The following is a 21,856-nucleotide window of genomic DNA, read 5'->3' on the forward strand; positions in this document are numbered from 1 at the left end:
ACGATGGTTGAAAGCTCCTATGCAGATGCCAGATGGAAAGCTCGTCAAGCGGGCGCTAGGTACGCGCCTCAGGGCGGTGTGATAAGCCCCGTGTTGAGTAATTTATTTATGCACTATGCGTTTGATGTGTGGATGACACGTAATCATCAAGAAAAACCATGGTGTCGGTATGCCGATGATGGGATAGCCCATTGCAGAACAAAATGGTCGGCAGAAAAGTTGTTAGCTGAGCTTAATCAACGTCTTGTCGAGTGTGGTTTAGAACTGCATTCTGAAAAGACAAAAATAGTCTACTGTCAAGATGGCGCACGAAAAGGGTACCATCAAAGCACAAAGTTTAAATTCTTAGGTTATGAATTTCGCCGAAGAATGGTGAAAGGCTTCGAAGGCAGAATGTTTTTGAGCTTTACGCCGGCGATAAGTAAAGAAGCCAAGAAATCAATAAATAGAACGATAAGAAGAACGGGGGTGCGAAACAGAAGCGATTTGAGTTTAGAAGAAGTAGCTCTTTGGCTCAATCCTATGCTTAATGGATGGATCAACTATTATGGGAGGTTCAATAAATCAGCATTGAAACCTGTTATGCGTCAAATAAATTTCACACTTATAAAATGGTGCATGCGCAAATACAAGCGGTTCAGATACAGTAAGGCCAGAGCGTGTCAATATCTGATAAAGACTTTTGAGACGCGCCTTACCTATTTGCGCACTGGAAAAGGGGAATACAAGGTTCATTTGTTTAATGGGAGCCGGATGAAGCGAGAGCTTCACGTCCGGTTCTAAGAGCGGCTGAGGGGAAAGTACTCTCGGCCGACTCACCGGAGGAGTCATATCGCCGTTGCTATCGAACATCTACCTGCACCTGATGGATCGTATCTGGCAACGCGGGGAACTGGCAAAGAACCAGCAAGCGAAGTTGGTGCGATATGCTGACGACTTTGTCGTGCTGTGCCGGAAAGACGTTGCCACGCCGCTGCGCATCGTCAGGGAAATACTGGGGAGGCTGGAACTGGAACTCAATGAAGGCAAGACAAAGATTGTTGATGCCGGCAAAGAGAAGTTTCGCTTTCTGGGATTTGAACTGAAGATGAATGTCGGCTCAAAGGGGATGGCTTACCCGCACATCAATCCGTGCGATAAGGCGGTAGAGAAGGTAAAGACCCGCATCAGTGAGATAACGGCGAGGAACCAGACATGGAGACCGTTGGACGAGGTAGTGCGTGATATGAATCGAACGCTGCGCGGTTGGTCGGAGTATTTTCATTTCAGGAATTCATCGGCGGTATTTCTCAAGGTGAAACGTTTTGCTGAAGAGCGGTTGAGAATTCATCTACGCAAGCGGTACAAGGTGACAAATTGGAAATCAGCAATGATTCAACCTATTTTCCTCAGTTGAACCTATAAAAACAACCGAAAACGTAGTACTGTCAAGGCTTTATGGCTGAATAAAGGAATCACCCAATGGGTGAAAAGGATTTTGAGGAAAAAGGAGCGGCAAAGGCGGTAAGTAACGCCGTGCAGGAGATGGAGCAATCTGCAGAGGAGATGTGTTTGTCGACTCCTGGTGGTCGATTTCACGTGCGCTGGGATGAAAACGGAAGTGCCACAGCCATGGGTCAGTTGGCATTTTTTGCTGAATTCCTGGAAGTTACCGGCTTATTTGCCCGTTGGGTAGAAGGATGCCCGCTTTCTTACACGAGTCCTAATGCGCCTGCTGTGGTTGATTTACTGGGTACCTGGTTGCTCTCCATTCTTGATGGGCAGCGACGCTATGCCCACATCGCCGGGCTACCAGGAGACGAAGTGGCTCCTGAGATACTTGGCATGGGCAAGATTGTCAGCGATGAGAGCTTGCGTCGCGCGCTGAGTGCGCTTGCGCCAGGTTTACCCAAACGTTGCGATGAATCGCAACGTGCTGTCTGCCTGGCTCAACTGATGAAGAGTACAAGCTGGATGGATACAGCGCTCAGCGAGAGTACTCGTGAAGCCTTGAATACTGCCTGGATTCTTGACGCTGATAGCAGCGTCAAGCTGTTATATGGCCGTCAAACAGGTGCTGAGATCGGCTACAATCCTAGCAAGCCGGGACGGCCAAGCCACACCTTGCATACGTATTGGATTAGCAATGTTCGTCTGGTGCTTGATGTCGAAGTGCAAAGCGGTAAATCTCATGCTGCCAAACATAGCCTACCCCGTCTGCGGCAGTTAATCGAAGACTTGGCTCTTGAAAAGCGTCCTGCGTTGGTGCGTGGCGACAGTGCTTTTGGCAATGAAGGCGTGATGGCTGGAATGGAACAGATTAATCAGCGTTATCTGTTCAAACTGCGCCAGACTGCTGGAATTAAACGTTTGATCGAGCGGAAATGGCAGCAAAACCAGTGGCAGCCGTGGGGCAAGGCTTTGACGCAGTAGAGGATCAAATCCAATTGGCAGGCTGGAGTCGCGCGCGGCGGATAGTGGTGCTGCGGCGTCAAGTCAAAAACAATCTGGCAGTCGAAATGAATGCTGATACTCAACAGGGAACCCTGCACTTCGTTGACCATCTAGATAAGATCAAAGTATGGGAATAGGCTGTTTTAGTGACCAATGCTGATTATTCATTGGAAGCCTTCGGTCAATGGTATCGGGATCGGGCAGATTGCGAGAATGGCTTTGATGAGTTGAAAAACCAATGGGGTTGGGGTGGCTATACCACTCATGACCTGGAGCGCTGTAACCTCTCAGCACGAGCAGTCGCGCTCATTTATAACTGGTGGAGCGGGTATGTTCGCCTGGCACACCCCAAAACACATCTGGAAGCAATTACCAGTCGCCCTTTACTACTAAATGGGGTTGCTCGTCTGACTCGACATGCAGGTCAATCTCGACTATTGCTTACATTAACTCATGAGGCGGGTGATCAAATCAAAACAATGATCAGCAGTATCCGTAAGGGTTTTGATTTCATTCTAGCAAATGCGCCTCAGTTGCCAAAAGTGGAACGTTGGCCTACCTTGGTACGCTACATTATCGACAAAATCTTTGCAGCCGGACCAAAAAATCCACCAGTTCTCGATTTGCCAACCTTTCATTTGGCTTCCAATTCGGGTTAAAAGAGGAATTTAGGTTAATAAATCAGTATTTGCTTTTTTACTAAGGAAAAAAGATGACCTTAAAGCAAGTATTCGCGTTTAACAATCAGTTTTACCCAGTATAAGGGACTCCAGTCGGTATCCGCAAATATACCCGCTAATAAAGTTGCAGTAGCAGAAACAAGAGGCGGTATCAGTAAGAGTCCATGAGTTTCCCATCGACCCTTGGTGTAGATACGTTCTTGTACCCAAGTCTGTGGCTGAGTTTTAAACCAGAATCGATACATGATTGGCAAAAAATAAGCTGCATTAAGGAGGCTCGAAACAGTCAATACCCAGCTTGCCCACATCTGATCTGCTATCTCTGCACCCTGGTTGAGATAGAGTTTACTAATATAGCCCGCCGTCAATGGCGCCCCAATCATACCAAGAGCAGCTATGCAAAAAGCTATTGACGTCCATGGCATACGCCATCCTACCCCATTCATCTCGCTTATTTTATGGATACCTAAAGTCTCAGCATAATTACCAGCGCAGAAAAAGAGGGTAATTTTCATGATGCCTTGATGAACAAGATGAACAATTCCGCCAATAGTACTTACTGGCCCAAATAAACTCATTCCAAGAATAATATACGAGACTTGGCTAACAGTTGAATAAGCAAGTCGTCGTTTTAGATCGCCTTGCCAGAGAGCACACAGTGATCCCCAGATAATGGTAATCGAAGCTGCTATAGCAAGTGGTATAAGCAAATTCATGCTTTGCAAATATTCCACACCATAAACTTCATACACGATTCGTATGATGCCAAAAGCTCCTGCCTTCACGACTGCTACTGCATGGAGCAAAGCTGATACTGGCGCTGGCGCCACCATTGCTTGCGGCAGCCAGCCATGTAACGGCACCAAAGCTGCTTTTACACCCAGTCCAATAATGAGTAACAGAAAAATTATCTGTAACTGAGGTGAATATTTTGAATCCAATACGGTTACTACACCACCATACATAAACTCAACTCGGCCCAGCAAACTGTACAACCAGATTATACCTACCAGCAATACTGCCCCACCAGAAAGTGTATAGATCAGATAGATATTTCCAGCGCGAATGGCTGCTTCTGTCCCTCGGTGCACCACCAGAGGATAGGTGGATAGCGTCAGCAGTTCATAGAAAATGAAGAAAGTAAACAGATTACCCGCCATTGCCACACCTACAGTGGCGGTAACACAAAGACTGAAGAAACCAAAAAAGCGGCTACGATGAGGCGAACGTTCTAAATAACCGACAGCATAAAAGGTCGTCAAGAGCCATAATGCTGCTGACAAGGTGACAAAGAGTGCAGCTAGTGCATCTACCTTGAGTACTAGCTCCAGATTAAGTAATAAATTGTAACGCAAAATGTAGATCTGGCCATGTTGAATGCCCCATAGCATGTAACCTATCAGCAGCAGCTTGAGAATTGCGCCTGTCAGATTTAATAAGGTGCGCAAGCGAATGCGTGACTCTGGCAGAAAGAAAATGATCACTCCTGGCACCAGTGAACTGGCCAGAACGAGTAAAAGTAGGCTCTCGTTGATGCTCAACCCGCCCCCAGTATATTTAAAACATTACCAGATGCAAAACTCAACGACAAGCTAATAAAAGCAAGCAAAAAAGCAGGCCATTCCAGAGGAGGGTTTACAGGGCTGAATTTCATCTCCGCTGCTGCTGGCAAAAAAGCCTGGCGTAACACTTTAAATACATACCCTGCACTCAGCAGCCCTCCCAGAATCATCACGACTACCCAGCTCCATTGACCACTAATCACAGCACTGCTAATCAGTAACCACTTAGCTATAAAACCCCCGGTAGGAGGTAATCCCATTAAGGTTACTCCTGCCAAAGCAAAAGTAAACAAAGTAAGTGGTAAACGTCTGGAAATTCCGCTTAGCAATGCTATGTCATCTTTGCCCACCGATAGTATCATTACACCCGCAGCGGCAAACATTGCTGCCTTGGCTAAAGCGTGCGCCACAAGCTGAATCACACCGCCTTGCATTGCAATTCCAGCCGCTTCTGAGCCAACCTCAGTAATCAAAGGAAAAAGTAAGAAAAAATAGCCAATCTGAGCTACAGTAGAATAAGCTACCAGCATCTTCAGCCGTGTTTGGTTAAATGCCATGATTGATCCCCACAGTATGGCCACCGCACCCAGCCCTCCCAGCAGTTGAGCTGTCTGTATTGTCGCCAAAGGAGCATACAGGCCAAGCCACATGCGCAGGATGAGATAAAAAGAAGCTTTAATGACTAATGCCGAAAGCAAGGCTGATACTGGGGTTAGCGCCCCACCATGAACTGATGGTAACCAAAAATGAAAAGGGAATAAAGCTGTCTTAAGCAATAATCCGACCAGCATCAATATAGCTGCGAGGAATACTGCAGCAGAAACTTCATTTTCAATTAATGGCTCTAGCACAGCTAACGATACACTGCCATAACTACCATAAATCAGCGCAACACCAGCCAAATATACACCTGAGCCAAGCAGAGTAACCAGCAGGTAGCGTATGGCTGCCAATATCGACTCTGTTTTACCTGCCATTCCTACCAGTCCAACTGCTGCCAAGCCTAATAACTCTAGAGTAACGTATATATTGAATAAATCAGCTGACATGAATAGCGTATTCATAGCTGCTAACAGAAAACCGAGCATTGGCCAAAAATAACCGACACTCTCGACATTATGAGAATAATAGTAGCGCGCATAGATCCCTAGCGGCAAGATCACCACATGGGTAAGCAATAGCATTACACTAGCCAGACCATCCACGTATAAATCAATTCCCAGAGGAGCGCCCCAACCACCGACGGCATAATACCGCCCCCCCTCCGCGACAGCCTGCCCTACCAATAATGCTACCAAAGCTAGGTGAATTGCCAAACATGCGACCGCTAACCGACCTCCCCGCCTCACACCTAGCAGAAAAGATAGTGATCCCCATAGTAAAGGCAGCAAAATTAACCAAGGTATAGGATCACTCACGTGAAACTATCTCCCTCTCTATTTCCTTCGCTCTTCCCTTCGCCCGTTATGAGTTTTTCCTCGGTTTGAGCTAAGCTTTTCGAACTCACTACCAATTGCGCCTTGCTGGTAAGATACAATAATCGCCGGACGAAGGCCAAAGCCAAAGCCGTAGCAGCAACAGCCACAACAATTCCAGTAAGAACCATGGCCTGTGGTATTGGATCCGGTACATTATCGTGTTGTCCTAAACCCACCAGCATAAGAAATACACCACTACCCATGATATTGAAAGCTAATATTTTGCGTAGCAGATGTGGCAGCAGAATCAACCCTGCCACACCACAAACAAACAATACAGCGCCGACACAGGCATAAATAAGTGCACCTGTCATTCATCAGCCTCCATATTATTTACTTCATCAGATAGTAATAAAAAGAATCCTGCCAGAATAAGACCAAGAGATAAGGTAAGCCCCACCTCAATTATCAATATAAACATGCCGGCCAAAGTTATTGGATATTGCAGTAGCACGCCAGGGGATAGAAACAATGTTATTGCAGCGATTAGCAAAAACAACAGCAAACCGGAGATAAATCCTACGCGGAGACGCCATGATGGCTCTCTCCAGGAACGTAATAAGCCAGACAAGTTAAGCAATACACCCGCTGCGGCCAGAACAGCAGCCGCTTGGAATGCGCCACCTGGTTGGTATTCCCCTACCCCTAGCAGGTAACCTGCTACTAAAATCATCATTGGCACAAGCACACGTGCTGACCACAGCAGAACTTGCAAGTAGGGCTGAGTTAATAGAATGTTTATACTTAAATTATTTGTTCTACATTTTTTTGTTTGATCCAAGACCCCTAGCAAAGCTAATAGCAATACCATTACTTCCAATAGCGTATCAAAACCACGAAAATTGAGTAGCACTGCTGTTGTTGGATGTCTTACACCCGAAGCATCAAGTTGTATCAGTACCTGCTCGGACAAATGAATGTGGTTTGAAACCGGCAATTCTAAGATAGCCCAAATCAGCGTTGCACCCAAAATGGCAGAAAAAATTATAACCACAGCATTAAGCAAGCTCTTCATCGACATAGTTTTAATGGTTTCTGCGTAAATATCCTATTGTATCCAGTAACAGTGCCCCAGTAAGTCCAGCACCAATTGCAGCTTCAGCTAGCGCGATATCTGGAGCATCAAGTCGAACCCAAGTCAATGCCATAAGTAAGCCAAAAATCATGAATAACACTACTGCATGAAATAAATCTGGAGTAATCAGTGTTTTTAAAGCAATCCAAAATAAAACCGTAGCCAATAACATATCCAGGATCAAGTTGCTCAAATTGTATGCTCCCTCGCTCTCCATGGAATGACTCTTCTCTTCATCGCACGTCTGGCAATTAAAAAACTTAGAGTAGAACTTGCAACCAAAGCTAGTAACCAGATTAGAATAATCTTCAAAGCAATGATCAGCCCTGGTGCTTGAAATAATAAGCCGATACTGGTAAAACCCAGTCCCAGATTATCCACTTTGGCTAAGGCATGCAATCGGGTATAAACGTCAGGAAAGCGCAACACCCCTATTGTGCCCGCTAAGAAAAAAATAGCCCCTGCTACTAGAAAAAAAATACTGCATAACTCAAGAATATTCATTTTTTTTCCTCTTTTGTTCGCCAAGCACGCTGGGTAAAGACCACGCCAGAGATGACTGCGAGCAGAGAAAATACCAAGGCAACATCTAAAAGTATCAGTGTCTCTTCAATATAGGCTAATAATAACAATATAGCCACACCGGACGTACCAAACAGTAGAGCTGCCAGCAGACGATCTGCAGTTGTAGGTCCACGTATTACCCGCACTAAAGCAATTGATAAATTGGCAAGTATAAATACCGCCAAGAGTTGATTAAGACTATTCATGAATTTTTCAGTTCTAAGCGCAGCATGTGTGCAATCTTTTCTTCAATACCCCGTACGTCTGTTTCTATAGATTGTCGCTCATCCAGCACATGTATATACACACTGCTTGAAGTGAGATCTACAGTCAATGAGCCTGGCATCAAATTTAAGGTATTAATTAGAATCACTCGCCCCACACCCTCTGGCAAACGTAGAGTAATAATATGTATGTTGGGATGAAGATCAGGATTTAGGCGTATAGCCATCCAGGCTACAGCGATACCCCCTTTCAACGACAAACCAAAAAAATTGATTAAAAAAAGGGCAAAACCTGAGAAGGAGAACTTAAATTGATTCGGCGGCAGCAAAATGAGGCTAGTCACTAGTGCCAATGAAATACTGATCAAGCCCACAAACCAACTGTCTGTCTTGCCTTGTATCAGAATCCACCAAACAACGATAAAAAACATGGATCTCCAAAGAGTAGTTCGCAAGATCAAGATCATATTCTTACCTCAAGAGAATTGAACAGCTTTAACAAATCAGCTGGTTACCGCCCAGTTCAACACGAGAGTATTATCGAGTGACAGGTAATATTGCTCCCCGTGACTTTTCCTGTCCTTGAATATTCTTTCTTCCAGGATGAGTACAAATAAGGAAGAGATCCTCCATACACCACTTTCCTGAGTAAAAGCAAGATAGCCAAGAATACCACAGCTTGGTCACATGCATTGCACCATTGTCTGATCATCCTATAAAACGAAGGAATTAATTTCTGATTGTGTCTCGTGTATTGAAATTCTGCATCAATTGCTTTTATATACTTTCTATAAATTTTGCAATATGTTGATTAACTTATACTTATGCAGCTTTTTCTTCTAACAGGCTATAGCGTTGGTAAGAATAACCCTTCTGCTATAAAAAAATAATCATGCAAGTATTTAAAATAACGTGAGTTCGACATAAGAAAAGCTGTAAAAGGAATCTGAATTCCTTATGATGAAGTAGTTCTGGAAAGAATTTCATCATGAGGGGGGTCAGATTTCAATGGGTACTACAACGATTTTTTGTGAGAGTGACAAATTTTGTAAAGAGTTTGAACCACGATGGGAGCAGCACTTATTAGAGTCATCGCTGAAACGGCATCGGCGGCAAGAAGCGCTGTGTCTAAGCGAAATCATGACCATTATGGTGGGGTTTCATCTGCCCGGCTACCGGACATTTAAGCACTATTACCTGAATTACGTGTTGAGGTATCAGCGGGGTTATTTTCCAGGGTTGGTGAGCTATAACCGCTTTGTTGAGCTATTGCAAGGTAGCCTGGTACCTTTGTGCTGTTTTCTGACCAGCCGCTTTGGGCAATGCAGTGGGATCAGCTTCATTGATTCAACCAAAATCAGCGTGTGCCACAATCGCTGCATTGGATCGCATACAGTAATGGCAGAGTTTGCTGCCCGGGGAAAGACCAGTGTGGATTGGTTTTAAGGGTTCAAGCTGCACCTGGTCATCAATGAGCAGGGGAAATTGCTGGGAGTCAAAATCACGGCGGGCAATGTGGATGACCGTGACCCGGTATCAGAGTTGACGCGTTCCTTATTTGGCAAGCTCTTTGGTGACCGGGGTTATCTCTCGCCGTCACTCTTTGAGCAATTCCGGGAGCAAGACGTGCAGTTCATTACCAAAGTACGCAAAAATATGAAAAACAAGCTGTTGCCACTTTTTGACAAGCTGCTGTTATAGCAGATCCCATATAAAATGATTTAAATTTCATAAGCGGCAAAGAGCTGCTCGATGGAACAACCTTCCTTTTTTCTGATGGCTTTGGCCTGAGCCCATTTGGGTTCAATGTCATTTAAGTCAGGGGAATAAGGCGGTAGGTATTCAAGTGTATGCCCGGCATTGGCAATGGCGGTTTGGATATCCTGCCGTTTATGAAAGGTTGCGTTGTCCATGACAATCACGCAAGCGGGCAAAAGTTTAGGCAACAGGTCCTGCGTCAGCCACGCATAGAAAATGTCAGCGGTGATATTGGCGATGAACAGACTTATAGTCAGCAGCGTCTTTCCGATGAGAGCGCCAATCACATTGGTTCGACCTCGTGCATGCCAGTCTTTTACGCCATGGACGCGCTCACCCACTGGCGCATAGCCATGCGTGCGTGGCATGTCGTGCGCAAAGCCGCTTTCATCAAGGTAGACGATAACGCGGCCTGCTCGCTCATAGTCTTCAATTTTTTTCTGGAAGATACGCCGCTCTTTTTCGCTGGCTTTGGGGTGACACAGGCTTTTTTTTATAAGTCACGCTCAGACGCTTTAAAGCATGGTTAATGCCTTGCTTGCTGACACCCAACCGTTTGGCGCGCTCGTACTGATACGCGTCCGGATAATTCTTGATGTCCTGCGCCAACATTTCCATGTTGATCTTGGTGGCAGGTTTGTTGCGGGTGGTCTTGGGATCGGGAGTTTTGATCCAACGCATCACGCTGGCGACCCCTACACCAAAACGCTTGGCCACTTGCGCGATTGAGAGGTTCTCCTTCTCACGAACGGATAATACTTTACGGCGAAATAATATCGGATAGGTCATCTGTAAATTATAATCAATTTATAGGGGACATGCTATACCTAAACGCTCGATTATTGAAACCGTTAATGATCCATTGAGGAACTTGTCGCAAGTCGAGCATTCCCGTCATCGCAGCCCAGTTAGCTTCTTTGTCAATCTGATAGCCGGACTGATGACTTACACTTTTCGCGAGAAGAAACCCTCGCTTAATATCAGACTCCTTCAAGCTCTTCCAATCGTGATGTGATGATTCTCATATCGAACTCACGTTAATAGCATTTCCAGAAACTGCATAGGAAAAATACATCTTTTAATTAGATTTGCCGCATTAACACAATTATTTCTCGGTTTCTTGCAAAAGATTCGCAAAATATGCCCTAACTGTTGATGAAAAATCTGTTTTTATAGAGTTTTCAAAAGAATAGGAGGTTTTATAAACATCTCACCAATTTTTATTACAAATTAAAATTACCAAGCTCATCAATCATAATGAACCACAAACTCAGGAATTATTATTACTCTTTCAGTTTCAACCGCACGAATTCTACAGCGATAACAAGGCCATTTTCTAATTAATTAGATAAAAACTTAAGAGGATCAACAGGCTTACCTCGCTCTCTAATTTCAAAATGAAGTTTCACAGTATCACTATCAGTATTTCCCATTTCTGCTATTTTTTGACCTTTCGTCACAGTTTCACCTTCTCGAACCAGAATCTTGCTATTGTGCCCATAAGCACTAAGATAAGTATTATTATGTTTAACGATAATTAACTTTCCATATCCGCGTAGTCCACTACCACTATAAACCACCGTTCCGTCCGCAGAGGCTAATACGGGCTGGCCAGGTTGACCAGAAATACTCACTCCCTTGGTTTTTTCAGTATATCTGCTCAGCAGTTGCCCATTTGCTGGCCAACTCCACTTAATATTGCTGCGATTAGCTTCAACCTTTTGAGAACTATTTCTTGGAGGGCTCTCATTTTCAACAATTTTTTGTGTTGTTGGAGCCATAGCTATATTTTGTGTTGATGGAGTTACGGCTACAGTCTCTGCTTTAGGTTCTATTTTTGGTGTTATTGAAACCGTTTCTGCTTTTTGTGTGGTTGAAGCTATTTCTGGTTTCTGTATTACTGGAGCGATTGCTACCGTCTCCGCTTTAGTAGGGAGTGAAGTAGATGTACTATTAGAACCTCTTACCTGAGCCACAGCTGTTTCGGAATAGGGCAATTTTATTCCTTTCGGTTCCGCTACAATCGAACTAGCTGATGCCTCTACGTCAGGTTGTGAAGCTGATGGCGGAAGTTGCTCAGTTTTCTCGGAAGATAATATTGGCTGAGAAACTGAATACAGTGTCGGCTGAGCCGTAGTCGCTTGCTCTGGTATTACTACTTTTTCCTGTTGAGAAACTAGCTTTTGCTTAGATGGCACGGACAAATCAATTTCCTGGCCAATCTTAAGTGCATTAGGATTTACAATCCCATTCCACTGCGCCAGTTCCTTATAATCAATGCCATGTCTGAGCGCTACCCCATAAAGGGTATCTCCTCTTTGAATAATGTAGGTTTGCTTACCAGGTACCTTATCTATTGCCTGATTTAAGTTTCTTTGAGACTCAACTACTGGAGCTGGGTAGGGTGCGACGCAACCAGTTATTAAAAAATAGGGAAAAACAAATAATACGCCAGATAAAATAGTAAATAATTTCGCTTTTACTATTGAGATAGCCATTGTGATAACTCCATAAATTCCTAAACAGGCTTTTTCCTGATCATAATACCCAGCATCTCTATCATGCTCTTGTTTCGCTTATTTGCTAATGACCCCAGATAAAATCGGAACAAACTTCACCTCATCCAGTATGGTCTCAATAAAACCCTGAGAAGTATGCTCTATCACACACAAATTCTGCTTTTGACTTCCTTTCGGATAAACTATTCTACCGCCTATCATCAATTGCTCTAGGAGTGATTCTGGTACCTGCGTGGTAACAGCTGTCATCATAATGCTGTCAAAGGGAGCTACTTCAGGAAAACCAAGTAATCCATCCGCATGTCTCAGATGAATATTGTTAATTCTAAGCTCACGCAAACGAATACGTGTTCGAGTAAGAAGTGACCCTATACGTTCAATTGAATACACTTCCTGCGCTAGTTGAGCAAGCACTGCGGTCTGATATCCGCTGCCAGTACCGATCTCAAGAACCTTACCAAGAGAGGAATTTGCACGAAGGAGCTCGGTCATTCTAGCTACAGTCCATGGGCTTGAAATTGTTTGGCCAAAATTGATTGGTAATGCTACATCATCATAAGCTCTAGATGACAGAGCTTCTTCCACAAAAAGATGACGAGGGATTGTGTTCATTACAGTTAACACCCTTTCATCGGTGATGCCTTGTTCACGTAAACGCTCGACCATTCGCATCCGCGTTCGTTGTGAAGTCATGCCAATACCAGAATGACGCATGCTCACAAATCAATCTCCCATCATATTTTTTTCTACACAAACAAAGTTAGCATGACAACCCTAACCAATCTTTTAGATATTCTATTTGATCATATCGGGTAAGATCTATTTGCAATGGAGTAACTGATACTCGATTATTCTGAACTGAGAAAAAATCTGTTCCCTCTCCGGCATCTTGCGCTGCACCTGCGGCACCTACCCAAAAAACAATATTTCCTCGTGGGGTGTGAGATTTAATTACCCCTTCGGCCTTGTGACGGCGTCCTAAGCGTGTGACATCTAACCCTTGTAATTGCTCTTGTGGAACATCAGGCACATTGATATTTAATAGAATAGGCACATGGAATTTTTCTTTCATGAACTGTTTTACCATATTCAACGTAACATTTGCTGCCGTTGAAAAATTACCATTAGAAACACTTACGAGAGATACAGCAATTGAGGGTATACCCAGGAGAAATCCCTCAGTCGCAGCAGCAACAGTACCTGAATAAATTGTATCATCTCCCATATTAGCTCCATCATTAATACCAGATATGATCATATCCGGCAAATCATCTAACATACCGGTTACTGCCAGATGCACACAATCTGTCGGAGTGCCATTAACATAATAAAAACCATTATGTGACTTGCGAAAACTCAATGGACGATCGAGCGTTAATGAGTTACTCGCCCCACTACGATCACGCTCCGGAGCTACCACAATTATATCAGCTATACTTGAGAGGGTTTCAGCTAGACACGCAAGACCTGGCGCAAAATACCCATCATCATTACTGAGCAATATGCGCATTTGAATTAACTTTTTGGAAATTAATGAGAAGCCAAAATATTATATAAATCTCCTCAGTATACATAAGAGATTCAAATAAACTCGCCTACCAAATTCATACTTAATTATATGAGAAGAGATTACACTACATTATTTAAATAATTATTTATCATATGCTGTCCATCATATGATAATCAATTAAACTGGTCGGGGCGAGAGGATTTGAACCTCCGACCACTTGCACCCCATGCAAGTACGCTACCAGGCTGCGCTACGCCCCGACGATTTAAATTATAGCAAATACAAACTCCAACATTAGAATTACTTACTAGACAAATCAGGAAAGAAGCATTGATCCTGTATTCTTGATTGCTGCACTCTATCTAATAAGTAACATTCTACCTTTAAATAATATGAAATCTCAGCACATCTATCAAAATTTACTTCTATAGGCTGCAAATAGTGATGTGCCATTTATAGTAAAATCGAGATTCATAATATCATTCAGATGTCAAATAAGTGAGGCCTTCCTTGATACTGGATAACAGATAAAATCAATTTCCGCGCCACTTAATCGAGCAATGCTGTGAAAAGTCCCGCTATTGCAAAATATGAGATTTATGAGATTTAGCTCCAAATAATTTGCTTACTCCCCAAGCTGTAAAACAATCTTTTATATGTACGGAAGAAAAAATACTATTTAATTTCATTTTTTCCATGATAGTTTTTCTCTACCATTAACTTAAGTTTTTGGCTCGCATGAAAAGTAACAACACGACGTGCTGAAATAGGAATTTCTTCACCTGTTTTGGGATTACGTCCAGGACGTTGAGGTTTAGTACGTAATTGAAAATTACCAAAACCAGAAAGCTTAACCCCTTCCCCTTTTTGAAGAGCTAAGCGTAATTCCTCATAAAAAGATTCCACTACTTCTTTAGCTTCTCGCTTATTGAGTCCTACATTTTCAAACAACAGATCAGTCAATTCTGCTTTTGTTAACGCCATGTTTAACCCACCTATATGAACAAATTTTAGCACGTACACAAAAATAAGATTCTATGAAACTCATAGATAAAATTTATTTTAAGTGCTTTATTTTTAAAATTATCGTATCAAAGACTTTTCACACTTGAGAAATGGATATAAATATTTTGAAATCAATAAAAAATCCATGCAGGGAAGACATTAGAATGCCCTTTAATAATTAAATCAATAAGATACACACTTCATAATCTTACTTAAGATAAGATTATCTGCGTAGCTTAGCATTATATTTTGATTCTAATACGTTAAGCAATTGTGCAATTGCTTCCTCTACTTCCTTGTCAACTAAGGTTTTTTCTGTATCTTGTAATAAAATACGAAAAGCTAAACTCTTCTTGCCTGCTTCCATTCCTTTTCCACTATAAATATCAAATAAGTGGATTTCAGAAATAATATCGACTTTCTCTGCATTCATACTATCTAACAACTCCTGAGCACTGATATGATTATCTACCACGATAGCGATATCACGTTGTACAGGGGGAAACTTGGAAAGTTTCTTAACTTTTGGCAGCGTTTTCATGGATAAAGAATCAATATGCAATTCAAATAATATTGCTGATCTGGGCAAATCATATTTTCTTTGCAAATGCGGATGCAACTCCCCTAACCATCCTGCAATTTCATTGTTTCTGTAAAGTTGAGCAGATTTTCCTGGGTGTAAAGCTGGATGGATAAATTTTTCAAATCTGACCTGTTCCGGCCAGAATAGAGACTCTACATCCATCTTGACATCAAAAAAATCTATATTTCTAGCAGGCTGTCCCCACTGCTCTGGCGCTGCATTACCATAACAAAGACCAGCAATATTCTCAGTTTGCTGATAATGACCTTGATCATTTATAAAACAGCAACCTACTTCAAATATTCGAACTCTTGTTTGTTTACGATTTAGATTAAATTGCAAATTAGCCATGAGTCCCCCGATCAAGCTACTACGCATCACACTCATCTGACTAGCAATAGGATTTTTCAATACCACTGGTGCAGCATTATTCGCAAAATCTAATTCCCAATTGGCATCGACGAATGCGTAATTAATTACCTCCTGATAATCTCGGCATATTAAAATTTGTTTCAATCGGCCAGGAGAAAGGTTAATTACTTCAGACTCTGGAAGCATTGACATCTCTGCACGTGGTAAACTCACAGGAATATGATCATACCCATAGATGCGCGCGACTTCTTCAACAAAATCTTCTTCTATTGCTAAATCAAAACGATAAGATGGCGGGATAACATAAAATACATCGTCATCAACAGAAAAATTAAATCTCAAGCGTTTAAAAATTTCTGAAATTTGTCCGCTTTCCAAATCAATTCCCAGCAGCTGTTTTATACGCTCCAGACGAACTTTAACAACGTCACGTTTCGGTAATAAATTTTTAACCTCAGTTATAGGGCCAGCTTTGCCGCCACATATACTCAGAATTAAATGAGTAGCTCGCTCCAAGGCATCTCGAGCTACAGCAAAATCTACCCCTCGTTCAAACCGATGTGCAGCATCTGTGCTGAATCCCAGGTGAAATGATTTGCCGCTTATCACTTCGGGAGAAAAAAATGCACTTTCCAAAAATAAATCCGTTGTGCCCAGTTGGACGCTACTTTCAATCCCGCCCATAATTCCTGCTAAAGCCAAAGGTTCATTCTCATCCGCAATGACCAGCATATCTGGCTGCAGCTCAATTTTTTGTCCATTTAGCAATTCTAGATGCTCACCTTTTTTTGCATAACGCACAAAAATTTTTCCTGCTTGCCCATCCTTAATTTTTGCTAAATCAAATGCATGCATGGGCTGACCCATTTCCAGCATTATATAATTAAGAATGTCTACTACTACATTAATCGCACGTACTCCGCCTCGTTCCAAACGTTGAGTCATCCAAAGAGGCGTAGCTACAGCAAGAGATACTTCATGCATCACTCTTCCATAATAAAGTGGGCATGTCTCAGGCTTTTCTACATACACTGGTAGAGTATTATTGATTTCGCACTTAACTGATTCAATTTCTGGAGGAATAAAATCTGTGGCAGTAATTGCTGCCACCTCTCGCGCCACACCTAATATCCCAAGGCAATCTGCTCGATTAGGTGTAAGTTTAAGCGTAAAAATTTGATCATCCAATGCATAAAATTCCCTAAAACTCATACCTTTCGGTGCATCCTTAGGTAGCAAAAGTAAACCTTCTGCTTTTTCACTTAATCTTAGTTCTTTTGCTGAACACAACATACCAAAAGATTCCACACCACGTAATTTACTTTGCTTGATGACAATATCTGGCAAATGAGCGCCTATTAAGGCACAAGGTACTTTCACTCCAACCTCAACATTTGGCGCACCGCATACGACTTGAATGAGTTTATTGTCGGTTGTTCCAGTATCAACTTGGCACACATTAAGTCGATCTGCATCAGGATGCTTTTGTATAGATATTACTTCAGCCACAACCACGTTATCGAAAGGTGGCGCTACTGCTTCCACACTTTCCACCTCTAGTCCAGCCATAGTTAGAACTTGCGCTAGCTCATTACTCGAATAGGGTGGGTTTACAAGCATACGAAGCCAATTCTCTGAAAATCTCATGACAATAGTTTACTAAAAAGGCGGGTTTTAACGAGAAAATTTATTTAATTAAATTGCTCTAGAAAACGCAAATCATTATCAAAAAATAGCCGCAAATCATTTACGCCATATCGTAGCATCGCTAACCTTTCTACTCCTAAACCAAAGGCCAATGCGGTATATTTTTCAGCATCTATCTCCCCATGCTTCAAAACATTAGGATGTACCATGCCACAACCGAGCACCTCTAACCAACCTGTATTACCGCATACTCTACAGCCTTTCCCATCACACATGACACAACCAATGTCCATTTCTGCAGAGGGTTCTGTGAAAGGAAAGAACGAAGGCCGAAAGCGTATCGGTAAATCATCACGCTCGAAAAATTTTTGCATAAAATCTATTAATACGCCTTTCAAAGCTGAGAAATTCACGTTTTCGTCCACCCATAATCCTTCCACCTGATGAAACATGGGGGTATGCGTTACATCAGAATCGCAGCGATAAACTCGCCCTGGTGCAATAGCTTTTAGAGGGGGTCGATGATTTTTCATATAACGGATTTGTACTGGCGAGGTATGGGTACGCAATAAGTTCATACTGTCCACATAAAAAGTATCGTGCATTGCACGAGCTGGGTGGTTTTGTGGAATATTAAGCGCAGTAAAATTATAAAAATCAGTCTCAATTTCTGGGCCTGATGCAACAGCAAAACCAATCGAGCGAAATAGAGACTCAATCCGTAACAATACTCGCGAAATAGGATGTGCCCCCCCTACACCCAATCCGCGCCCCGGCAACGTTACATCTAATGTTTCTCCTTCTAGTTGCGCTATCATATCCTTTTCTTCAATAATTTTTTTGCGTAGCGCTAATGCTTCATCTAATGATTTTTTAGCTTGATTAATCAGATTGCCCATAACAGGACGATCTGCCTGTGGCAATTCTCCTAGCCCTCGAAGCAATTTAGTGAGTTCTCCTTCCTTCCCCAGATAGCGAACCTTTATATGCTCGAGTTCAGTTGCATTCTCTGATCTATCTATAAGAATCACTGCTTCATTTACAAGATTTTCAAGGTTTTTCATAAAACGTAATACATAAAATCATGCAAGAAAAAGGGAGATCAAGTTCATTAATCCTTGATCTCCCTTAACTTATTATTTTCAAATAAATTATGATGCCAAGTTTATTTTAGCCCTTTCTACTATCTTCTCAAAAGCAGCTTTATCAAATACAGCAAGATCTGCCAGCACTTTTCTATCCAGCTCGATACCAGCCTTTTTTATCCCATTCATAAAATTACTATATGATAGCCCATGCTCACGTGCTGCTGCATTAATACGAGCAATCCATAAAACACGAAATTGGCGTTTTCGTTGACGGCGATCGCGGTATGCGTATTGACCCGCTTTCATTACCGCTTCTTTGGCTATTCTATAAACATTTTTGCGCCGGCCTCGATATCCCTTAGCCAGTTTAAGTATTTTTTTATGGCGCGCATGAGCTGTTACACCCCGTTTCACTCTTGGCATCGCAAACCTCCTTACGCGTAAGGTAACATAGCACGCACAGATGCTATATCCCTTGGATGAACACCAGCAGTTCCACGCAACTGTCTTTTGTTTTTAGTCGTTTTCTTGGTTAGAATATGCCGTTTAAATGCTTGGGATCGTTTAATAGTGCCACCAGCTCGCACTTTAAAGCGCTTAGCGGCGCTTTTCTTGGTTTTCATTTTAGGCATAGCTTAACTCCTCTATTTTATTTATATGATTCAAGGTGTTTCTATTCATTAGAAAACTTTGGAACCTGTAATCACTTATTTTTATCAATACTCCAATTAATTTACTAATCCGATTACATCATTTGAATGATGAGCATGCTCACATAAATATTAATGCTGTTGAAACTTATTCTTTTATATTAATCTCTTCGATTTAGGTTTTTTCTTTTTTTACTTCTTTCTTTTTAGGTGACAATACCATTACCATTTGCCTACCCTCTAGCCTGGGAAATTGTTCTACTACTGCATGTTGCTGAAGATCATCTTTTACTCGTTCCAAAAGACGAATACCAAACTCTTGGTGTGCCATTTCCCGACCCCTAAATCTTAGAGTAACTTTGACTTTATCACCCTCATTCAGGAAATTAATCAAATTACGTAATTTGATGTTGTAATCACCCTCATCAGTATTTGGCCGAAATTTAATTTCTTTGATTTGGATCTGCTTTTGTTTGAGCTTTGCATCATGTTTCTTTTTACTTTCTTGATAGCAATATTTCCCATAATCCATCAAACGGCATACTGGTGGCTGAGCCCCTGGTGCGATTTCAACTAAATCCACGCCTTTCTCTTCTGCTAAAACATTTGCGATAGAGAGAGTAACAACACCAATTTGCTCTCCATCTAAACCGATTAACCGTACTTCCGGGGCATTAATTTCCTCATTTATACGTACATGTTTTTCCTGGCTTATGGCAATTCCTCCAAGCTATATAAGAAGTTATTAATTTATCTTTTCTGAAATTTCTAATTTTAGACGATCAATCAATGACTGTAGAGACATCAGACCTAAATCAATATTTGATCTCCCACGTACAGAAACCATATTATCCCTTACTTCAGTATCACCCACAATGATTTGATAAGGCAATTTCTGTAAACTATGTTCCCGAATTTTATAGTTTATTTTTTCATTTCTCAAGTCCGAATCCGCACGAATACCATGATTTTTGAGTTCTTTTACTACACTCTGAGCATAATCTATCTGGCTCTTCGAAATATTTAGAACGATCGCCTGAACAGGAGAAAGCCAAAGCGGAAGTGCACCTGCATGATTTTCAATAAGAATACCGATAAATCGCTCTAAAGAACCTAGAATTGCACGGTGCAGCATCACTGGAGTTTTTTTCGAATTATCTTCAGAAACATAAATTGCACCCAGTCTATTTGGCATCGAAAAATCTAATTGCAAAGTGCCGCATTGCCAGACCCGCCCAATACTGTCTTTCAAGGAAAACTCGATTTTAGGGCCATAAAAAGCGCCTTCTCCTGGTTGCAATTCCCAATCAAGCTGTTTCAGATTTAATGCAGAACTTAGCGCCATTTCTGCTTTATCCCACTGTTCTTCTGTTCCCACCCTTTTTTGTGGGCGCGTAGAAAGTTTAACTAATATTTCATGAAAACCAAAATCTTTATAGACACACTGTAACAAATCAATAAACTGTATCACTTCATCCTGCACATGCTCCTCTGCGCAAAAAATATGGGCATCATCTTGAGTAAAGGCCCGAACGCGCATGAGACCGTGTAAAGCCCCAGACGCTTCATTCCGGTGGCAAGAACCAAATTCCGCAAGTCGTAATGGCAAATCTCTGTAACTTCTGAGCCCCTGATTGAATATCTGCACATGTCCAGGGCAATTCATGGGCTTGATGGCAAAATATCGCTCTTCAGCTTCTGTAATAAACATATTTTCACGGAAATTTTCCCAGTGACCCGAGCGCTCCCATAACAGTCTTTCAAGAACCTGTGGGGTACGAATCTCCAAATAGCCATTTTGGTTCAGTATTTGACGCATATATTGCTCGATCTGCTGCCAGAGAGCCCAACCTTTGGGATGCCAAAAAATCATTCCAGGCGCTTCTTCTTGCATATGAAACAGATCTAATTGTCTACCGAGTTTCCGATGATCACGCCTTTCAGCTTCTTCTAAACGCTGCAAATAAGCTTCCTGGTCATCTTTTTTTATCCATGCTGTCCCATATATCCTTTGCAGCATTTCATTATGAGAATCGCCCCTCCAATACGCGCCCGCTACTTTCATTAATTTGAAAACTTTGAGCTTGGAGGTGGATGGCACATGCGGTCCGCGACACAAATCAGTAAAATCACCTTGCGAATAAAGTGAAATGGTTTGTTCTTCAGGAATCGATTCAATTATTTGAGCTTTATAATGCTCCCCTTGATTCTTGAAAAAATTTATGGCAGCAGAACGATCCCACTCCTTTCGTTCAATCTTTAAGTTCCGCCTGCTAATGTCCACCATTCTTTTTTCTATTTCGTTGAGATCCTCTGGTGTAAATGGGCGTTTATATGAAAAATCATAATAAAAACCATCCTCTATAACAGGACCAATGGTCACCTGCGCCTCAGGAAACAATTCCTTGACAGCTTGTGCTAACAAATGCGCACATGAATGCCTTATGATCTCTAAACCTTCAGTATTCTTCTCAGTAATAACAGCTAGATTGCTATCGGTTTCGATAAGATAAGACAAATCAACCAATTTATCATTAACTTTTCCTGCTAATGCTGAGCGAGCAAGACCTGTACCTATCGATTCTGCAACTTCTAATACAGTCACTGGACGATTAAATACCCTTTCTGAACCATCTGGCAAGCGTATAACAGTCACTAATTTTTCCCTCTAGTTAAGTAATTCAAGTAATGTATTTTTACTCTGAGTA

Annotated in this window: 25 protein-coding genes, 1 tRNA gene and 2 pseudogenes; 7 read left to right on the top strand and 21 right to left on the bottom strand. The window is 42.1% G+C overall.

Annotated features, from left to right (window positions below; genetic code table 11):
• The first annotated feature begins 3 nt into the window (after positions 1-3).
• The 5 genes from AAW31_RS22985 (at position 4) to AAW31_RS22480 (ending at position 3,092) form a co-directional block, all read left to right on the top strand.
• Positions 4-783, top strand: a complete 780-nt coding sequence (locus tag AAW31_RS22985) for a reverse transcriptase domain-containing protein (RefSeq protein WP_200899681.1) — start codon at positions 4-6, stop codon at positions 781-783.
• Positions 784-829: 46 nt separating this feature from the next.
• The gene (locus AAW31_RS01140) at positions 830-1,396 is read left to right on the top strand and encodes a group II intron maturase-specific domain-containing protein (protein WP_258920427.1); all 567 of its coding nucleotides are present in this window, start codon (positions 830-832) and stop codon (positions 1,394-1,396) included.
• Positions 1,397-1,461: 65 nt separating this feature from the next.
• A complete protein-coding gene (locus AAW31_RS22470; protein WP_235264450.1) occupies positions 1,462-2,412 on the top strand; it encodes a transposase in 951 nt (316 codons plus the stop codon).
• Entirely contained in the window at positions 2,364-2,570 is a 207-nt protein-coding gene (locus AAW31_RS22475; RefSeq protein WP_235264449.1) for a hypothetical protein, read from the top strand. The genes AAW31_RS22470 and AAW31_RS22475 overlap by 49 nt, the downstream gene beginning before the upstream one ends.
• 9 nt (positions 2,571-2,579) lie before the next feature.
• Positions 2,580-3,092 carry a hypothetical protein gene (locus AAW31_RS22480; RefSeq protein ID WP_235264447.1) on the top strand — a complete coding sequence of 171 codons (513 nt, stop codon included), beginning with the start codon at positions 2,580-2,582 and terminating at the stop codon, positions 3,090-3,092.
• A 59-nt stretch (positions 3,093-3,151) separates the two neighbouring features.
• Here the strand turns inward: AAW31_RS22480 and AAW31_RS01155 are convergent, their stop codons facing one another.
• From AAW31_RS01155 to AAW31_RS01190, 8 genes are read right to left on the bottom strand one after another with little or no spacing between them, the layout of a single operon-like run.
• Entirely contained in the window at positions 3,152-4,654 is a 1,503-nt protein-coding gene (locus AAW31_RS01155; RefSeq protein WP_187426935.1) for a proton-conducting transporter transmembrane domain-containing protein, read from the bottom strand.
• Complete coding sequence (locus AAW31_RS01160) at positions 4,651-6,093, bottom strand: complex I subunit 5 family protein (protein WP_046848831.1); 1,443 nt, start codon at positions 6,091-6,093, stop codon at positions 4,651-4,653. The genes AAW31_RS01155 and AAW31_RS01160 overlap by 4 nt, the downstream gene beginning before the upstream one ends.
• Positions 6,090-6,467 (bottom strand): NADH-quinone oxidoreductase subunit K, encoded by a 378-nt coding sequence (locus AAW31_RS01165; protein ID WP_082110300.1) that lies wholly within the window; start codon positions 6,465-6,467, stop codon positions 6,090-6,092. The genes AAW31_RS01160 and AAW31_RS01165 overlap by 4 nt, the downstream gene beginning before the upstream one ends.
• Entirely contained in the window at positions 6,464-7,174 is a 711-nt protein-coding gene (locus AAW31_RS01170) for an MnhB domain-containing protein (RefSeq protein ID WP_046848832.1), read from the bottom strand. Before AAW31_RS01170 ends, AAW31_RS01165 begins: the two co-directional genes overlap by 4 nt.
• A gap of 4 nt (positions 7,175-7,178) precedes the next feature.
• Positions 7,179-7,400 carry a Na(+)/H(+) antiporter subunit B gene (locus AAW31_RS01175; RefSeq protein WP_144412803.1) on the bottom strand — a complete coding sequence of 74 codons (222 nt, stop codon included), beginning with the start codon at positions 7,398-7,400 and terminating at the stop codon, positions 7,179-7,181.
• Between the two features lie 17 nt (positions 7,401-7,417).
• The gene (locus AAW31_RS01180; RefSeq protein ID WP_046848834.1) at positions 7,418-7,732 is read right to left on the bottom strand and encodes a cation:proton antiporter; all 315 of its coding nucleotides are present in this window, start codon (positions 7,730-7,732) and stop codon (positions 7,418-7,420) included.
• Positions 7,729-7,998 carry a monovalent cation/H+ antiporter complex subunit F gene (locus AAW31_RS01185; RefSeq protein WP_046848835.1) on the bottom strand — a complete coding sequence of 90 codons (270 nt, stop codon included), beginning with the start codon at positions 7,996-7,998 and terminating at the stop codon, positions 7,729-7,731. Before AAW31_RS01185 ends, AAW31_RS01180 begins: the two co-directional genes overlap by 4 nt.
• Positions 7,995-8,447, bottom strand: coding sequence for a Na+/H+ antiporter subunit E (locus AAW31_RS01190; protein ID WP_046848836.1), 453 nt, complete (start codon positions 8,445-8,447; stop codon positions 7,995-7,997). The genes AAW31_RS01185 and AAW31_RS01190 overlap by 4 nt, the downstream gene beginning before the upstream one ends.
• A gap of 577 nt (positions 8,448-9,024) precedes the next feature.
• On the opposite strand from AAW31_RS01190, the pseudogene AAW31_RS22485 reads away from it, so the two are divergent.
• A pseudogene (locus AAW31_RS22485) lies at positions 9,025-9,714 on the top strand (IS982 family transposase); the annotation flags it as partial.
• Positions 9,715-9,737: 23 nt separating this feature from the next.
• Here AAW31_RS22485 and AAW31_RS01200 read toward each other — a convergent pair.
• Both AAW31_RS01200 and AAW31_RS01205 read right to left on the bottom strand, forming a co-directional pair.
• Positions 9,738-10,271 (bottom strand): IS630 family transposase, encoded by a 534-nt coding sequence (locus tag AAW31_RS01200; protein ID WP_309567612.1) that lies wholly within the window; start codon positions 10,269-10,271, stop codon positions 9,738-9,740.
• On the bottom strand, positions 10,204-10,563 hold the full coding sequence (locus AAW31_RS01205) for an IS630 transposase-related protein (protein ID WP_046848838.1): 360 nt from the start codon (positions 10,561-10,563) through the stop codon (positions 10,204-10,206). The genes AAW31_RS01200 and AAW31_RS01205 overlap by 68 nt, the downstream gene beginning before the upstream one ends.
• Positions 10,564-10,603: 40 nt before the next feature.
• On the opposite strand from AAW31_RS01205, the pseudogene AAW31_RS19420 reads away from it, so the two are divergent.
• Positions 10,604-10,789, top strand: a pseudogene (locus AAW31_RS19420) (transposase); the annotation flags it as partial.
• Positions 10,790-11,114: 325 nt separating this feature from the next.
• Here AAW31_RS19420 and AAW31_RS01215 read toward each other — a convergent pair.
• The 11 genes from AAW31_RS01215 to thrS all read right to left on the bottom strand — a co-directional run bounded on the left by AAW31_RS01215 (position 11,115) and on the right by thrS (position 21,804).
• Positions 11,115-12,272 (bottom strand): peptidoglycan DD-metalloendopeptidase family protein, encoded by a 1,158-nt coding sequence (locus AAW31_RS01215; protein WP_046848840.1) that lies wholly within the window; start codon positions 12,270-12,272, stop codon positions 11,115-11,117.
• A 78-nt stretch (positions 12,273-12,350) separates the two neighbouring features.
• Positions 12,351-13,013, bottom strand: coding sequence for a protein-L-isoaspartate(D-aspartate) O-methyltransferase (locus AAW31_RS01220; protein WP_046848841.1), 663 nt, complete (start codon positions 13,011-13,013; stop codon positions 12,351-12,353).
• Between the two features lie 40 nt (positions 13,014-13,053).
• A complete protein-coding gene (surE, locus tag AAW31_RS01225; RefSeq protein WP_046848842.1) occupies positions 13,054-13,803 on the bottom strand; it encodes a 5'/3'-nucleotidase SurE in 750 nt (249 codons plus the stop codon).
• A 183-nt stretch (positions 13,804-13,986) separates the two neighbouring features.
• Positions 13,987-14,063 (bottom strand) — tRNA-Pro (locus AAW31_RS01230).
• Between the two features lie 415 nt (positions 14,064-14,478).
• Positions 14,479-14,787, bottom strand: coding sequence for an integration host factor subunit alpha (locus tag AAW31_RS01235; RefSeq protein WP_046848843.1), 309 nt, complete (start codon positions 14,785-14,787; stop codon positions 14,479-14,481).
• Positions 14,788-15,031: 244 nt separating this feature from the next.
• Positions 15,032-17,410 (bottom strand): phenylalanine--tRNA ligase subunit beta, encoded by a 2,379-nt coding sequence (gene pheT, locus AAW31_RS01240; protein WP_046848844.1) that lies wholly within the window; start codon positions 17,408-17,410, stop codon positions 15,032-15,034.
• A 44-nt stretch (positions 17,411-17,454) separates the two neighbouring features.
• Positions 17,455-18,474: a phenylalanine--tRNA ligase subunit alpha gene (gene pheS, locus AAW31_RS01245; protein ID WP_046848845.1), complete on the bottom strand. Its 1,020-nt coding sequence runs from the start codon at positions 18,472-18,474 to the stop codon at positions 17,455-17,457.
• An 87-nt stretch (positions 18,475-18,561) separates the two neighbouring features.
• Entirely contained in the window at positions 18,562-18,921 is a 360-nt protein-coding gene (rplT, locus tag AAW31_RS01250; protein ID WP_046848846.1) for a 50S ribosomal protein L20, read from the bottom strand.
• Between the two features lie 11 nt (positions 18,922-18,932).
• Entirely contained in the window at positions 18,933-19,130 is a 198-nt protein-coding gene (gene rpmI, locus AAW31_RS01255) for a 50S ribosomal protein L35 (RefSeq protein WP_046848847.1), read from the bottom strand.
• Positions 19,131-19,323: 193 nt separating this feature from the next.
• On the bottom strand, positions 19,324-19,869 hold the full coding sequence (gene infC, locus AAW31_RS01260; RefSeq protein WP_082110304.1) for a translation initiation factor IF-3: 546 nt from the start codon (positions 19,867-19,869) through the stop codon (positions 19,324-19,326).
• Between the two features lie 24 nt (positions 19,870-19,893).
• Positions 19,894-21,804: a threonine--tRNA ligase gene (gene thrS, locus AAW31_RS01265; RefSeq protein WP_046848849.1), complete on the bottom strand. Its 1,911-nt coding sequence runs from the start codon at positions 21,802-21,804 to the stop codon at positions 19,894-19,896.
• Between the last annotated feature and the right edge of the window lie 52 nt (positions 21,805-21,856).

This window comes from Nitrosomonas communis (assembly GCF_001007935.1).
Taxonomy (GTDB): Bacteria; Pseudomonadota; Gammaproteobacteria; order Burkholderiales; family Nitrosomonadaceae; genus Nitrosomonas; species Nitrosomonas communis.